Genomic DNA, 14,770 nt, shown 5'->3' with positions numbered 1-14,770 from the left:
GATATTGACCTTTGTGGTAGATTAAGGATATCCGATTTGCAACCGGTTGCAAGCGGTTTTTAGGGAGGGCGCTCAGATGTCAGATATCGGAATTGGCATCATCGGTGGCGGCTATATGGGCAAGGCGCACGCAGCGGCCTATAGCTCGGTCGCCACACTTTTTGAAACCGAATTGCGCCCCAGACTTGAAGTTGTTTGTGCAACATCCGTCGCCTCAGCCGAACGCTACCGGAAGGCTTATGGCTTTGCACGCGGCACAGACGATTGGCGCGATCTGGTCGATGATCCGAAGGTCGAAGCCGTTATCATCGCTTCTCCGCAAAACACACACCGAGAGATTGCGCTTGCCTCATTTGCAAAAGGCAAGCCGGTGTTTTGCGAAAAGCCGTTAGGTGAGAGCCTGACAGACTCAATTGCGATGAACGATGCGGCCTTAGCCAGCGGGCAGATCAATATGGTCGGTTTCAACTATATCCGCACGCCAGCATCCCAATTTGCCCGCCAGCTGATTACCGACGGCCGGATCGGGGAGGTCACCTATTTCCGCGGCGAACATACCGAGGATTTTCTGGCCGATGCGGAGCTGCCGGGCAATTGGCGGACCCAGGGGATCGCCAATGGCTGCATGGGTGATCTGTCGCCGCATATGATCAACGGTGCACGGGCGTTGATCGGACCCATCACATCACTTTGTGCGCAGGTTGAAACCGTCCATGCCTCACGCGGTGGTGTTGCCGTGACCAATGACGACCAGGCACAGTTCATGTGCCGGTTCGAGAACGGCGCCCAAGGCCATCTTTTTTTCAGCCGAGCCGCGACCGGTCGCAAGATGGGGTACGCCTATGAAATCCACGGCACCAAAGGCCAGATCCGCTTTGACCAGGAAGATCAGAACGCCCTGCACCTCTATACGATGGAAGGCCCCGAGGCCGAGCGCGGCTTTCGCAAGATTCTGACAGGTCCATCCCATCCGGATTATCTGCCGTTCTGCCAAGGACCGGGACATGGCACCGGTTATCAGGACCAGATCATTATCGAGGCCAAGGATTTTCTCACCGCCATCGCCACAGGCAAGAACATCTGGCCAACTTTCGCGGAAGGCCTGGAAGTAAATCGCGTCGTCACGGCCGCGCTTGATTCAAGTCGCAAAAATGCTTGGGTCGACGTGTCCGATTACTAGAAAGAAAATGACATGATCAAGATCGGCAACGCGCCCTGCTCGTGGGGCATCGAATTCGCATCCGACCCGGCCTACCCGGCATGGCAATCAGTGCTGAGCCAATGCGCCCAGGCGGGGTACAAGGGGATCGAGCTTGGCCCCATCGGATATATGCCCGAAGACCCTGAGATTCTGCGCGACGAGTTGGACAAGAATGACCTGTCCATCATCGGCGGCGTCGTCTTTCGCGCTTTCCATGACCCAACGAAATGGGACGAGGTCATGGACGCTTCGGTTCGGACCTGCAAAGCACTGATGGCCCACGGCGCACAGCATTTGGTCTTGATCGACAGCATCTCACCCCGACGCGCACCCACTGCCGGGCGCGCAGATGAGGCCGAGCAGATGGACAAGGCCGAATGGACCGCTTTCCGCGACAGGATCGAAACCATCGCGAAAATGGGTGCCGAGGACTACGGGCTGACCGTCGGCATCCATGCCCATGCCGCTGGTTTCATGGATTTTGAACCCGAGCTGGAGCGCTTGCTGAACGAGGTCGATGAAAGCATCCTGAAGATCTGCTTTGACACCGGCCACCACTCCTATGCGGGCTTTGATCCGGTCGCTTTCATGAAAAAGTATATCGACCGCATCAGCTATATGCATTTCAAGGATATCGACCCCGGCGTCAAAACCGATGTCGTCGCCAACCGCACCGATTTCTACAAGGCCTGCGGTCAGGGGATATTCTGCAATCTCGGTCAGGGCGATGTAGACTTTCCGGCCGTGCGGCAGGTTCTTCTGGACGCAGGTTTTGAGGGCTGGTGCACTGTCGAACAGGACTGTGATCCGTCATTGCCGGGTATACCGCTGGAAGACGCGGTAAGCAACCGCAAATATTTGGAATCCATCGGCTTTTAAGGCCGGAAATCTTATGAATGCCCGGTAGTGTGCCGGGTCCGAACTGAGAGAGAACTCCTCATGAGAAAACTGCAATGGGGCATGATCGGTGGTGGTGAAGGCAGCCAGATCGGGCCCGCACACCGGATGGGCGCGCAGGCGGATGGAAACTTTGTTCTGGCAGCGGGCGCACTGGATCATGACGCCGAGCGCGGCAAGGATTACGCCCAGCGTCTGGGCGTGGCTGCGGACCGTGCCTATGGCAACTGGCAAGAGATGCTGCACGGAGAAACAAGGCGCGCGGATCGCGTCGATCTGGTGACGGTAGCGACCCCGAACTCAACCCACTTCGAGATCACCAAAGCTTTCCTTGAGGCGGGTTTCAACGTGCTTTGCGAAAAGCCGATGACCATGACCGTCGAAGAAGCCGAAGAGATCGTGAGAGTTGCCCAGAAGACAGGCCAGATTTGCGCGGTGAATTATTGCTATTCGGCCTATCCTATGGTGCGTGAGATGCGCAAGATGGTCGCGGATGGGGAAATCGGCAAAGTGCGCCTGATCGTCACCAACTTCAGCCATGGCCACCATGGCGATGCGGCGGATGCGGATAATCCGCGCGTGCGCTGGCGCTATGACCCCGCCATGGCAGGGGTTTCGGGACAGTTCGCGGATTGCGGCATTCACGCGATGCACATGGCCGGTTTTATCGCGGGTGACGAAGTGCGCACGCTATCCGCAGATTTCGCGTCAACCATCGGCAGTCGCGAGTTGGAAGACGATGCGATGGTTAATTTTCGGATGGAAAACGGTACGGTCGGGCGGCTCTGGACCTCTTCCGTCGCCATTGGTCGCCAGCACGGGTTCGAGATTCAGGTGTTTGGCGAAACCGGCGGCATGAAGTGGTTCTCCGAGCAACCAAATCAGGTGATGTACTCACCTGTGGGGGGGCGCACCCAGATCATCGAGAAAGGTGAAGGCGGCTTGTCGGATGAGGCCAGTCGCCTGAGCCGCGTCGCCATTGCGCACCCCGAAGGGTTCCCGATGGCCGTGGCGAACATCTACCTCGATCTCGCGGCAGCAATCCGAGGTGAGCCTCATGGCACCTTCCCCTCGGCGCAGGATGGCCTGCGCTCGATTGCGGCGGTGCATCAGGCGGTGGCATCGGCAAAGGCGAATGGTGCCTGGGTGGACGCCCGCCCACCAATGTTCCGCTAAAGCTATCTATGGCAGGGGGCGCAGAGTGCCCCTTTCCACAATGGTACAGGCAAAAAGCCGCGCCTCTGGCAGGCGGCTTTCATCTTTCAGCGTTGCTTCGATCAACTCAATGGAAGAGTTGATGATCTGCGCGATGGGATTGCGAATAGTGGTGAGGTTAATGTTCTGCCACCCCGCCATTTCCATGTCGTTCAAGCCGATGATCCCGATATCTTCGGGAACCGTCAGGCCCGCCGTCTGAATGGCGGAAAGGGCACCGATCGACAGCACGTCATCACCACAGAAATACGCCTCGGCGGGTTTTGATTTGAGCAGGTTCAACATTTCTTCCCGACCGGCGTCGAAGGAATAGTTGCTGGCAAAGCTGACCGACCATTGGACAGACGGGTCGGCTTCCAAAACCTCGGCAAATCCCTTCAGACGGTCTTGCGTCGATGTCGCGCTTTCGGGGCCACCCAGAAAGGCCACGCGCTTGTATCCTCGTGCAACCAGAGTCTCGGCGGCCAATCGTCCAGCCTCGATATTGTCGATCCCCAGAACATTTACCTTGGGGCTGGGGGAGTGTCGGCCAAAGGAATGCACCACCGGAATGCCGACGTCCCTGAACGCCTCGGCAAATGTCGCAGGCAGCGTTGACGACGCCACAATGACCCCATCGACGGAATAGGCCTGCAACATTCGCAAGGATGCGGTCGGCTCTGTCTCGTCCGTTAAATTGACCAGCAGAGGGCGCAACCCACGCTGCTGAAGTCCCCGGGTGAACTGATCGAAGACGTTCAGAAAGATCGGGTTGTGAAAGTTGTTGGAGACAAGCCCGATCAGTTTGGTGCGCCCGGTTGTCAGGGATGACGCCAGAGCATTCGGGCTGTATCCAAGATCAGCAGCGGCCTTTTCGACCTTTGCACGGGTCTTGGGGCTGACAGAAGCGCCTTCGGTGTAGGTGCGCGAGACGGCAGATCGGGACACCCCCGCACGTTCTGCCACCTCTTTCAATGTCACCGGCACGAATGACGCCCTTTCAGTTTATGTGTTGTCCTCAGCCTCCGCTGCGGCCCGAACTGCATCCCAATCCGCTATATACAGCTTCCAACCGGCGATGCCACCGAGCCCCAAGAAGATCAAGCCCCAAGCGAGCGCGCCAGTTGAAAACTCGAATATCGCCCAGAGAATTGGTACGACCACAACCAGAATCCGCCGCCAGACAGGCAGAAAGAAAGGTATATCGAAATCGAGTAACCTTGCTTCCTTCTTAGGCGGCACCTTCGTACTCGGCCCCCGTCTTGGCGCCCGTGATATAGGCAACGATGTCCTGACCGTCAGTCTCTTCTTTCTTGAGGTTCGCGACGATGCGGCCCCTGCGGAAGACAATGATCCGATCCACCAGATCCATCACCTGACGCATGTTGTGACTGATCAGGATCAGCGGTTCGCCCTGTTCCTTCAGCGTCCGGATGATGTTTTCGACCTGAGCGGTCTCTTGCACGCCCAAGGCTGCCGTCGGTTCGTCCATGATGGTCAGTTTCGAATGGAAAGATGCAGTGCGCGCGATGGCGACACATTGGCGCTGACCACCCGACATGTTCTGGATCGTGTTTCGGATATTGGGGATTTTAACCCCCGTTTTCTCAAGCGCCGCCAGCGTGTCAGCACGCATCGCCTTGTAGTCCAGAAACCGGAACGGACCCAGCCAATCCCACTTGGTCTTCTCACGCCCCAAAAACAAATTGTCGGGAACGTCCAACGCATCGGCCAGAGCCAGGGTTTGGAACACCGTCTCGATCCCGGCTTCACGGGCGTCCAGCGGGCCTGCGAAATGCACTTCCTCACCGTCGAAGATAACGGTTCCACTGGTGCGCTGTTCCACCCCGGTGATCTGGCGCACGAAGGTCGACTTACCGGCCCCGTTGTCGCCCATGATGGCAACATGTTCACCCTTATGGAGGACAAAATCCGCGTCGTTTAGGGCGTGCACACCACCGTAGTGCTTTGTGAGGCCCTTGGTTTCAAGAATGATATCACTCATGTCAGCCTCCTTAGCTCCGCGCCGCCGCTCGTTCCTGGCGCATTTTATCCAGAACCACGGCTGCGATGATAATGCCGCCCATGGCCATCAACTGATAGAAAGCGTCGAGTTTCACGTAGGTAAATCCGGACTGGATGACCCCAAACACCATGGCCCCCAGAACCGTCCCCGGGATCGACCCGCGTCCGCCGGTCAGGCTGACGCCACCAATCACGGCCATTGCGATGGCATAGAGTTCGTAGAATATTCCCATGCCCGATTGCGCCGTCAGGTTCTTCGAGCTCAGGACGATTGCAGCAAAGGCCGCCAGCATCGATGCGATCATATAGACGCGCACCTTGTGCCGTTTCACGTTGATCCCCGACATCCGCGCCGCATCTTCGTTCGAGCCGATCGCGTAGGTATGCTTACCGTGCAGCGTGTATCGCATGATGATATGCATCAGAATCGCCAAGCCGACGAACCAGAAGACCGGCATCATGCCCTTGCCGAGTGCGGCAAAGCCCTCGGTCGGGAAGGATACAGGCTGACCGCGCGTCCAGGCCTGTGCGATGCCGCGGCAGATCAGGAACATACCCAGTGTCGCGATAAACGGCGGGATCCGCGTGTAGGCAATAAGTGCTCCGTTGATGGACCCGATAATTGCACCAAAGGTCAGCCCGACCAGTACGGGAATGATCACTGGCAAATCAAAAGCCCAAGGCCCAAAAACCGCTTTGGGGTTGGGGCTGCCGTTGACCAGCTCGGTCTGGGCAAATGACATAACGATCATCGCCGTCGCACCAACCAAAGGCCCCGAGGACAGGTCGATCCCGCCTGAAATGATGACCTGCGTCACCCCAAGCGCGATGATCCCGATAATGGAAACCTGAAGGATGATGATGCGCAGTCGCGCCTCGTTGAAAATGGTGTCAAAGCGATCCTGTGTATCGAACAGGAAGCTTTGCCCGTTCATATAGGGCAGTACCTGACCTAATATTTCGAAAATGATCACGATGATGATCATCGCGAAGAAGATGTTCAACTCGCCCGGCAGTGATCTCTTCTTCTTGTCATATGTAAGCCCGCCAATTCCGTGCGACGTATCGGCCATCGGTCAGTCCCTCCTTACGGGTACTCTTGTCTCGCTCTGATCGGGAGACAGGGCAGCACCGCAGCGCTGCCCAAATTTGTTGCGCAAGTCCTGTTACTGGAACTCAGCGGCGTTTTCGGGAGTCACCAGGATGAATGGGATAAAGACCGTCTTGTTGACATCTTCACCCGCAGCCAGTGACAGCGCGGTGTCGATCGACCCGGCGCCCTGACCTGCCAGATCCTGGAACACTGTGACGTCCAGATCACCCCCGGCCATGGCAACCAATGCGTCCGGCGTCGCGTCAACGCCGCCGACTTGCATGTCTGCCATATCGATGCCACCCGCCTTCATCGCCTGGATCGCGCCGATTGCCATTTCATCATTATTTGCGATGACAAAGTCGAAAGGCTCACCAGAAGACATCCAGTTGGTCATCAGATCCTGCGCTTCGTCGCGCGACCAGTTTGCGGTTTGCTCGTCAATCAGCTCCATGAAATTGCACATGTCCATGCCGATCACGTCATGCACGTCCTTGGACCGCTGAACCGCAGCCTGGTTCGACAGCTGACCGTTCATCAGATAGCCACGCGCACCGCCTGACTTGCCTGCCGCCCGCAGGTTGCGGCAGATTTGGAAGGCTTCAAGCGTACCGGATTCGATCTCGTTCGACGCGACAAAGGCCTGACCTTCGGGTAATGTATCCATGTTGACCGGCTGGCGGTTTACATAGACCAGAGGCACACCAGCGGCGGCCGCCGCGTTCGACATCGCTTCGGTTGCGTTGGTGTCGACGGCATTCACGATGATCGCATCAACGCCGGATGCAATGAAGTTGTTGATCTGGTCCAGCTGACGGGCAACGTCGTCCTGCGCATCCTCCATCTGAAGGTTCACGCCATCCAGCGTTTCGATATGCGCGGTCATGCCATTCCGCATGATGGTCAGGCCGTTATCGTCAAAACGCGCAATGGATGCACCAATGTTCTGCGCCATCGCAGAGGTGCCCATCATCAGCGTGGAAAGGCCAGCAGCCAAAAGGATCTTCTTCATGGTTCTCTCCCGGTTTTTGTGCACGAGCACTTTTGTCTCTCGTTCAGCCAAGAGCACACCGAAAACCCGACCCCAGCAGCATCGAACAACCGATAAGGTCTGATCGAGGAGATTCCTCAAAATCCAAGCCATGCCTTGACGGGCGCCAGTCTTGTACATTTTGCAACCGGTTGCAATATTAAATTTACATCTGAGACTTTCGTTTAATCTTGCCTTACGCAGCTTGGACCGCCTTGCGGATGTGTTAATCCCGGCTGACCTAAAACCCCGGCTTCTTGTGCGGGTCCGCCTGAAAAGGTTTCAGACTTTCGACAAAGGCATCGAGAAAATCCAGCGCCAACAGAGACCTGCTGCCCGCCACCGGACGCAGAATGGATAAGCGATGATGTATCTCCGGTTCGAACGGAACAGTGACCATTTCAGGCGATTGGAATTGTTCGGCGTCCAGGACGCTGACAATGGATGCGCCCTGCCCCTGACTGACAATCAGACATGCCGTGGCGAACTGTCGGACCTCAATCCAACTGTTCATTTCCACGCCGCATTCCAGAAATACCTTCTGGAGCCTGCGAAAGAATGGACTGTCGCGTCGCGTATGGACAAGTTTGTGCTCTCTCAGATCCTCGGGGGTCACGAACGCTCTTTTTGCCAGCCGGTCATTCTTGGGCAGGACACAGACGGTACGGATAGGAATCTCGGTGCTTTCGACGGCTGGATGGGTCGCGAACTCATCGGAGATACCACAATCATATTGCTCACCGATGATCCATTCCAGAATATGTTCCGGGCGGTCCGGCTCAAGTGTCACACGCACATTAGGACGATGTTCCAGAAACTGGGCCAGAAGGTTCGGCAGGAGCGATGTGGCAAATCCCGGCAGACACGCAATACGCAGATGCCCTGCCCTGCGCTCGGTCAGATCGCGATTCAGCTCTTCCAGATGGCTCAGACTGTCAAACACACGACCGACCTCTGATAGCAGATACCGGGCCTCGCTGGTGGGAATCAGTTGCCCGTCGTGGCGCGTGAACAGATTGACCTCGACCGATTTCGAGAAATCCGACAGCAGGCGGCTGGTCGCGGGTTGGGAAATGCCAAGGGATTTAGCGGCACGTGTGATGGATCCGGTGCGGGCAACAGCTTGAAACGCTTCAAGCTGACGGAGTTTAAATTTCAATGACTTAGCCTTGACAGGAGTGTGTTGATCGCCAAGCAATATAACAATATGTTATGAATATTGTCAAAAAACTTTCGCTTGCATTATTTTGACGCTCAGGCACATCCTTCTCCCATGCTCAACTCTGGGAGAAGTTAAGATGTCCATTAAATCCTTGCTCTGCGCCTCTGCGGCGTTGGCCGTAGTTGCAAGCACCGCTTTTGCGCAAACCGAAATTCAGTGGTGGCACGCAATGGGCGGCACGAATGGTGAACGCGTCAACAAGATCGCGGCCGATTTCAACGCCACGCAGAGCGACTATACGGTCGTGCCCGTCTACAAAGGCAACTACACCGAAACCATGACAGCGGCGATTGCGGCCTTCCGTGCCAAAGAACACCCGCAGCTGGTGCAGGTTTTCGAAGTCGGCACAGCCACCATGATGGCTGCAAGAGGCGCGATCTATCCGGTCGAACAACTGATGACAGATGCAGGCGAGCCATTTGATGGTGACGCGTTCTTGCCCGCGGTTGTGTCCTACTACGAGACACCCGAAGGGGAATTGCTGTCGATGCCGTTCAACAGCTCGACCCCGGTTCTGTGGTATAACAAAGACGCGCTGGATGCAGCTGGTGCCGATGTTCCCACCACCTGGGACGAGGTCAAGGAAACCGCACAGAAGCTGGTCGATAACGGCATGAAATGCGGCGTGTCCTTTGGCTGGCAATCCTGGGTGATGATCGAGAACTTCTCGGCCTGGCACGACCTGCCGACCGGCACCAAGGAGAACGGCTTTGCCGGGTTCGACACCGAGCTGACCTTCAACAACGCAAGCGTCGCCGAGCGTTTGGATGACGTGGCGTCGATGAGCGACGGCAACCTGTTTGTCTATGGCGGTCGCCGTGGTGACAGCCTGCCGATGTTCACCAATGGCGAATGCGGCATGTGGATAAACTCGTCCGCCTACTATGGCTCGATCTCTTCGCAGGCCGAGTTCGAATTCGGTCAGGCCATGTTGCCGCTGGACACCAAAGTCGCGGATGCTCCGCAGAACTCGATCATCGGTGGCGCGACCCTGTGGGTTCTGGCCGGTCATGATGACGAGGAATACAAGGGCACCGCTCAGTTCCTGAACTACCTGTCTTCGCCGGAAGTTCAGGCGTGGTGGCACCAGGAAACCGGTTATGTTCCGATCACCACCGCTGCCTATGAGCTGTCGAAGGAACAAGGCTTCTATGACAGCAACCCGGGAACTGACACCGCGATCAAACAGCTGAGCCTGAACACGCCGACCGCCAACAGCCGCGGCCTGCGCTATGGCAACTTCGTTCAGATCCGCGACGTGATCAATGAAGAGATGGAAGCTCTGTGGGCCGGTGAAAAAGACGCGCAACAAGCGCTGGACGCTGCTGTCGAACGCGGCAACGACCTGCTGCGCAAGTTCGAGCGCACAGCGACCAACTAACCCATCCTGTACGACCCGGTCCTGCCGCCCCGAGCCTGGGCGGCAGGGCCTTTTTGCTGACCGGGGTCCCTCATGCTCAAACGGGTGCATTTCCCAACCTCTGCTTTGCCCTATCTTCTGGTGGCACCGCAGATCATCATTACGGTGGTGTTTTTCATCTGGCCCGCCAGTCAGGCGATGTATCAGTCATTTCTGATCGAAGACGCCTTTGGCTTTGGCACTGAATTCGTCTGGTTCGAGAATTTTGAACTGCTGTTCAAAGATCCGCTCTATCTGGCCAGTTTCAAACGCACGGCGGTGTTCTCGCTGCTGGTGGCGGCGCTGTCGATGGGATTTGCGCTGGTGCTTGCGGGCTTTGCGCAGCGCGTCATACGTGGCGCCATGTTCTATCGGACCCTGTTGATCTGGCCCTATGCGGTTGCACCTGTTCTGGCTGGTGCGCTTTGGGTCTTCATGTTCAACCCGACCCTCGGCATCTTTCCCTTTTTCCTCGACTTCTTCGGTATCACCTGGAACCACTATCTGAATGGCAATCAGGCCATGGCCCTGGTGATCCTGGCGGCGGCATGGAAACAGGTTGCCTACAACTTCCTGTTCTACCTCGCCGCGATGCAGTCCATCCCGAACTCGGTCATCGAGGCCGCAGCCATTGATGGTGCCGGTCCAACACGCCGGTTCTGGACGATCATCTTTCCGCTAATCTCTCCGACCACGTTCTTCTTGTTGGTGATCAACATGGTCTACGCCTTCTTTGAAACCTTCGGCATCATCCATGCGGTGACACAAGGCGGGCCGGGTACGTCGACGACAATCCTTGTCTACAAGGTGTTCAATGATGGTTTTGTAGGCCTCGACCTCGGCGGATCAGCCGCGCAGTCGGTCGTGTTGATGGCGCTGGTCATCGCAATGACCATCGTGCAATTCCGTTTTGTTGAAAGAAAGGTGGCTTACTGATGGTTGAAAACCGCCCCTTCACCGCCTTCCTGACCCATGTGGTGCTGATCCTTGGCGTATTTGCCATCGCCCTACCCGTGTGGATCACCTTCGTTGCCGCAACCCATGATGAAATTCGGATGAGCCAGGCCCCCCTGCCCCTGTGGCCCGGCGACCAGTTCTTCATAAACATCAAACAGACCCTGTTCGGCTCGGGGCTGAGCGGTATCGAACAGGCACCGGTCTGGCTGATGCTGCTGAATTCACTGGCCATGGCACTGATGATTTCAACCGGCAAAATCGTGATCTCGCTGCTGTCGGCCTTTGCCATCGTCTACTTCAAGTTCCCTTTCAGAATGGGCTTTTTCTGGATGATTTTCATCACCCTGATGCTACCGGTCGAGGTTCGGATTTTGCCAACCTTCGAAGTGGTCGCCAATCTGGGAATGCTCAACAGCTATTGGGGCCTGTCGATCCCGCTGATCGCGTCTGCAACCGCAACCTTCATGTTCCGGCAGGTGTTCCTGACGGTGCCGGACGAGTTGTTGGAAAGCGCGCGCATTGACGGCGCGGGCCCGCTTCGGTTCTTCTTCGACATCCTGCTGCCCCTGTCGCGCACCAATATCGCGGCGCTTTTCGTGATCCTGTTTATCTTTGGCTGGAACCAGTATCTTTGGCCTTTGCTGATCACGACGGACACGTCGATGACAACCATCGTGATGTCGATCAAGCAGATGCTTGAGGCGGCCGAGCAAAGCCCACAGTGGAACATCATCATGACCACAGCACTTCTGGCGATGATCCCGCCGATCTTTGTGGTGATTGCAATGCAAAAGCTCTTTGTACAGGGCTTGACGGAAACCGATAAGTAAGGCGCCCGAAAATGGCTGATATTCAACTCAAAGACCTCATCAAGTCCTACGGCCCGACCGAGGTGCTCCATCACATTGCGGGCGACATCAACGACGGTGAGTTCATCGTCATCGTGGGCCCTTCGGGATGCGGTAAATCCACGCTGCTGCGCATGATCGCAGGACTGGAAAGCGTCACTTCGGGCGAGATCGCTATCGGCGGCCAACGGGTAAACGAACTGGAGCCTTCAGCGCGCGATATCGCCATGGTTTTCCAGAACTATGCCCTGTATCCGCATATGTCGGTGCGCCAGAACATGGCCTACGGGCTGAAGATCCGGAAACTGTCCAAGGATGAGATCAATCGCCGCGTCGAAGAGGCTGCCGACATCCTTGAGATCCGGCAATACCTTGACCGCAAACCACGCCAATTGTCCGGCGGTCAACGGCAGAGGGTGGCCATGGGCCGCGCCATCGTGCGCGACCCGCAGGTGTTCCTGTTCGACGAGCCACTGTCGAATCTGGACGCCAAGCTTCGTGTGCAGATGCGCCTGGAGATCCGCAAACTGCAGCAGCGCCTTGGCGTGACCTCGATCTACGTCACCCACGATCAGGTTGAGGCGATGACATTGGGTGACCGGCTGATGGTGCTGAACGGTGGTTATGTCGAACAGTTCGGCACACCAATCGAGCTCTATGACCGCCCCGCATCGGTGTTCGTGGCAGGGTTCATTGGCAGCCCATCCATGAACTTTATTCCCACCGAAGTGAAAGATGGTCAGGTAACGTTGCCCGATGGCGCATCCCTGCCCGTAGGTTCGGCCCATAAAGGCGCGGCCACGCTGGGGTTGCGACCCGAACACCTGATGGCCGACGACAACGGACCGGTGCAGATCGAGATCGACATGATGGAACAGCTCGGCGCCAACACCTTGCTGCACGGTCGGCTGGCAGGCACCGATCATGACATCGTCGCCAGTGTGCCCGGCCATGCCCGTGATGGCATCGGTACCCAGCGCCGGTTCTCAATCTCACCGGACCTGATACACCTTTTCGACCCGGAGACGGGCAAGCGCGTGGATATTTGATGCATTATCCTCAACTTGATGCTTTTGCGTGCGAACCCGGTGTAATCCGGCTGGTCGGCCACCGCGGTGCCCGCGGTGTGCTGCCGGAAAACACCCTGGAAGGGTTTGCCTTCTCGCTCAGATCAGGCGTTGCTCTGCTTGAACTGGACGTGACCGCCACGCGCGATGGTGTGGTCGTGATCACGCATAATCATCACCTCACCCGATCCATGGTTCGAACTGCCCAGGGCGGTTGGTTGCAAGGCGATGAGCCGAAGGTTTCAGACCTGACCTACGCCGAGTTGCAGGGCTATGATGTCGGCGGTTTAGATAGCAACAGCGCCTACGGGCAACGCTTCCCGGATCAGGCCTTTTTGACCGGCATCCGAATTCCCCGTCTGTCCGACCTTCTTAAGATGCTGCAACAGCCTGAATATCAGACTGTTCATCTGTTCCTTGAGATCAAATCAGACCCCGTTCTGGTGGATGATCTGACAGCCCGTCGGTCATTGGTCCAAGCGGTGGTGAACGATGTCCGTCAGGCCCGAATGCAATCGCGGACCGTATTGCACAGTTTTGATTGGGGCCTGCTTGGGGATTGCCAGCGGATTGCACCGGAAATGCCGACTTCATTCCTGACACAACTGCCAGAAAACGAAGAAGATATCGGCGAGGATTCATCGAAAGCCGTGAACCCGGTTGATGGCTGCACCACGCAGGACCTACCTCACAGGGTCAAGGCGGCGGCGGGTCAGATCTGGTGCCCCTATTATCTGGACATCACCGCCGAAGCGCTTGCCACGGCCCGCGAACTGGGGCTGACAACCATGGTCTGGACGGTGAACGAGCCCGAGGACATTGCACGCATGATCGATCTTGGTGTGGACGCGATCTGTACCGATTATCCCGGCAGAGTTCAGCATCAATTGCTCAAACGCGGCGCACACTGGTTGCCTCAAGCTGATCGCTGACATGCAAACAGTCCAGGATGTCTTTGCCCGCTACGAAGAGTTGCGGGACCGGTTGCCTTCAAATCAAACCCGCGCAGACACTGTCGCAATCCGTTCGCTACTCGACCTGAAAGATCAGGCTGATGCATTTGTCTTTGACGCTTTCGGCGTCCTGAATGTCGGCACCCGACCGATCCCGGGGGCGGCTGCCCGGCTGGATGAACTGCGTGCCGCAGGCTGTGCCATTCGTATCCTTTCAAACGCTGCCAGCTATGACAATTCTCGTGCGATTGAAAAATTTCACGCCTTAGGTCTGCGTGTGGAACCGACCGAAATCATCACCAGTCGGGATATCGCGCTGGAGATTATTGACGACCGCGTTTGGGGCGTGATCGCTGCCGAGGATGACACCCTTACCGAAATCACAGCCCCAACCCTGCGGCTGGATATGGACGCGTCCGCCTATGATCATGCCGAAGGGTTTCTGTTTCTTTCAACTGCCCATTGGAACCCGGCCAAACAATCGATGCTGATCGCAGCGTTACAGCAGGCACCTCGCCCCGTGATCATCGCCAACGCCGATCTGGTCGCCCCGCGGGGGTGCGGATTGTCACTGGAACCGGGATATTTCGGTCATCAGCTCGTAGATCTGGGCCAGAAAAGCGTGCGCTTTTGCGGCAAACCTTATCCGGATGTCTATGATTTAGCCCGGCATAGCCTGCCGGATATCCCAGCACGCCGAATTGTCATGTGTGGCGATACTTTGCAGACCGATATCCTGGGGGCTGCAGCAGTGGGCTGGAAAACGGTTCTTGTCACCCGCGATGGGGTGATGGCCGGACATGATGCTAAACCTTTCATAAAGTCATCCGGCCTGCACCCGAATTGGATCCTTGACCGGATCTGATCTAACGGTGAACTTCGAC

Annotated in this window: 14 protein-coding genes; 9 read left to right on the top strand and 5 right to left on the bottom strand. The window is 56.9% G+C overall.

Annotated features, from left to right (window positions below; translation table 11 throughout):
• Window positions 1–76 precede the first annotated feature (76 nt).
• Genes ACR3E4_RS19815 through ACR3E4_RS19805 form a run of 3 tightly spaced genes read left to right on the top strand, consistent with a single transcriptional unit; the run spans window position 77 to window position 3,274 of the window.
• A complete protein-coding gene (locus ACR3E4_RS19815; RefSeq protein WP_480530936.1) occupies window positions 77–1,180 on the top strand; it encodes a Gfo/Idh/MocA family protein in 1,104 nt (367 codons plus the stop codon).
• 12 nt (window positions 1,181–1,192) lie between these two features.
• Complete coding sequence (locus tag ACR3E4_RS19810) at window positions 1,193–2,080, top strand: TIM barrel protein (protein WP_480530934.1); 888 nt, start codon at window positions 1,193–1,195, stop codon at window positions 2,078–2,080.
• Window positions 2,081–2,140: 60 nt separating this feature from the next.
• Window positions 2,141–3,274 (top strand): Gfo/Idh/MocA family protein, encoded by a 1,134-nt coding sequence (locus ACR3E4_RS19805; RefSeq protein ID WP_480530932.1) that lies wholly within the window; start codon window positions 2,141–2,143, stop codon window positions 3,272–3,274.
• Between the two features lie 6 nt (window positions 3,275–3,280).
• Here the strand turns inward: ACR3E4_RS19805 and ACR3E4_RS19800 are convergent, their stop codons facing one another.
• The 5 genes from ACR3E4_RS19800 to ACR3E4_RS19780 all read right to left on the bottom strand — a co-directional run bounded on the left by ACR3E4_RS19800 (window position 3,281) and on the right by ACR3E4_RS19780 (window position 8,599).
• Window positions 3,281–4,279 carry a LacI family DNA-binding transcriptional regulator gene (locus ACR3E4_RS19800; protein ID WP_480530930.1) on the bottom strand — a complete coding sequence of 333 codons (999 nt, stop codon included), beginning with the start codon at window positions 4,277–4,279 and terminating at the stop codon, window positions 3,281–3,283.
• A 244-nt stretch (window positions 4,280–4,523) separates the two neighbouring features.
• The gene (locus ACR3E4_RS19795) at window positions 4,524–5,297 is read right to left on the bottom strand and encodes an ATP-binding cassette domain-containing protein (protein WP_480530928.1); all 774 of its coding nucleotides are present in this window, start codon (window positions 5,295–5,297) and stop codon (window positions 4,524–4,526) included.
• Between the two features lie 10 nt (window positions 5,298–5,307).
• Window positions 5,308–6,390: an ABC transporter permease gene (locus tag ACR3E4_RS19790; RefSeq protein WP_480530926.1), complete on the bottom strand. Its 1,083-nt coding sequence runs from the start codon at window positions 6,388–6,390 to the stop codon at window positions 5,308–5,310.
• A gap of 93 nt (window positions 6,391–6,483) precedes the next feature.
• A complete protein-coding gene (locus ACR3E4_RS19785; protein WP_480530924.1) occupies window positions 6,484–7,422 on the bottom strand; it encodes a substrate-binding domain-containing protein in 939 nt (312 codons plus the stop codon).
• Between the two features lie 259 nt (window positions 7,423–7,681).
• The gene (locus tag ACR3E4_RS19780; RefSeq protein WP_480530922.1) at window positions 7,682–8,599 is read right to left on the bottom strand and encodes a LysR family transcriptional regulator; all 918 of its coding nucleotides are present in this window, start codon (window positions 8,597–8,599) and stop codon (window positions 7,682–7,684) included.
• Between the two features lie 139 nt (window positions 8,600–8,738).
• On the opposite strand from ACR3E4_RS19780, the gene ugpB reads away from it, so the two are divergent.
• From ugpB to ACR3E4_RS19750, 6 genes are all read left to right on the top strand, one after another.
• Window positions 8,739–10,043, top strand: coding sequence for a sn-glycerol-3-phosphate ABC transporter substrate-binding protein UgpB (gene ugpB / locus ACR3E4_RS19775; protein ID WP_480530920.1), 1,305 nt, complete (start codon window positions 8,739–8,741; stop codon window positions 10,041–10,043).
• 72 nt (window positions 10,044–10,115) lie between these two features.
• The gene (ugpA, locus tag ACR3E4_RS19770) at window positions 10,116–10,997 is read left to right on the top strand and encodes a sn-glycerol-3-phosphate ABC transporter permease UgpA (protein ID WP_480530918.1); all 882 of its coding nucleotides are present in this window, start codon (window positions 10,116–10,118) and stop codon (window positions 10,995–10,997) included.
• Complete coding sequence (gene ugpE, locus ACR3E4_RS19765) at window positions 10,997–11,848, top strand: sn-glycerol-3-phosphate ABC transporter permease UgpE (RefSeq protein ID WP_480530916.1); 852 nt, start codon at window positions 10,997–10,999, stop codon at window positions 11,846–11,848. The genes ugpA and ugpE overlap by 1 nt, the downstream gene beginning before the upstream one ends.
• 11 nt (window positions 11,849–11,859) lie before the next feature.
• Entirely contained in the window at window positions 11,860–12,915 is a 1,056-nt protein-coding gene (locus ACR3E4_RS19760) for a sn-glycerol-3-phosphate import ATP-binding protein UgpC (protein WP_480530914.1), read from the top strand.
• Window positions 12,915–13,865 carry a glycerophosphodiester phosphodiesterase family protein gene (locus tag ACR3E4_RS19755; RefSeq protein WP_480530912.1) on the top strand — a complete coding sequence of 317 codons (951 nt, stop codon included), beginning with the start codon at window positions 12,915–12,917 and terminating at the stop codon, window positions 13,863–13,865. The genes ACR3E4_RS19760 and ACR3E4_RS19755 overlap by 1 nt, the downstream gene beginning before the upstream one ends.
• Before the next feature lies 1 nt (window position 13,866).
• The gene (locus ACR3E4_RS19750) at window positions 13,867–14,751 is read left to right on the top strand and encodes an HAD-IIA family hydrolase (protein WP_480530910.1); all 885 of its coding nucleotides are present in this window, start codon (window positions 13,867–13,869) and stop codon (window positions 14,749–14,751) included.
• The last annotated feature ends 19 nt before the right edge of the window (window positions 14,752–14,770 follow it).

This window comes from Ruegeria sp. AP11 (genome assembly GCF_056535865.1).
The sequence above is the reverse complement of the archived record's forward strand: the minus strand, read 5'-3'. Positions and strand labels throughout refer to the sequence as shown.

Coding starts and splice junctions, on each gene's coding strand:
- ACR3E4_RS19815 (WP_480530936.1), top strand. CDS start 77: ATGTCAGATATCGGAATTGGCATCATCGGTGGCGGCTATATGGGCAAG.
- ACR3E4_RS19810 (WP_480530934.1), top strand. CDS start 1,193: ATGATCAAGATCGGCAACGCGCCCTGCTCGTGGGGCATCGAATTCGCA.
- ACR3E4_RS19805 (WP_480530932.1), top strand. CDS start 2,141: ATGAGAAAACTGCAATGGGGCATGATCGGTGGTGGTGAAGGCAGCCAG.
- ACR3E4_RS19795 (WP_480530928.1), bottom strand. CDS start 5,297: ATGAGTGATATCATTCTTGAAACCAAGGGCCTCACAAAGCACTACGGT.
- ACR3E4_RS19790 (WP_480530926.1), bottom strand. CDS start 6,390: ATGGCCGATACGTCGCACGGAATTGGCGGGCTTACATATGACAAGAAG.
- ACR3E4_RS19785 (WP_480530924.1), bottom strand. CDS start 7,422: ATGAAGAAGATCCTTTTGGCTGCTGGCCTTTCCACGCTGATGATGGGC.
- ugpB (WP_480530920.1), top strand. CDS start 8,739: ATGTCCATTAAATCCTTGCTCTGCGCCTCTGCGGCGTTGGCCGTAGTT.
- ugpA (WP_480530918.1), top strand. CDS start 10,116: ATGCTCAAACGGGTGCATTTCCCAACCTCTGCTTTGCCCTATCTTCTG.
- ugpE (WP_480530916.1), top strand. CDS start 10,997: ATGGTTGAAAACCGCCCCTTCACCGCCTTCCTGACCCATGTGGTGCTG.
- ACR3E4_RS19760 (WP_480530914.1), top strand. CDS start 11,860: ATGGCTGATATTCAACTCAAAGACCTCATCAAGTCCTACGGCCCGACC.
- ACR3E4_RS19755 (WP_480530912.1), top strand. CDS start 12,915: ATGCATTATCCTCAACTTGATGCTTTTGCGTGCGAACCCGGTGTAATC.
- ACR3E4_RS19750 (WP_480530910.1), top strand. CDS start 13,867: ATGCAAACAGTCCAGGATGTCTTTGCCCGCTACGAAGAGTTGCGGGAC.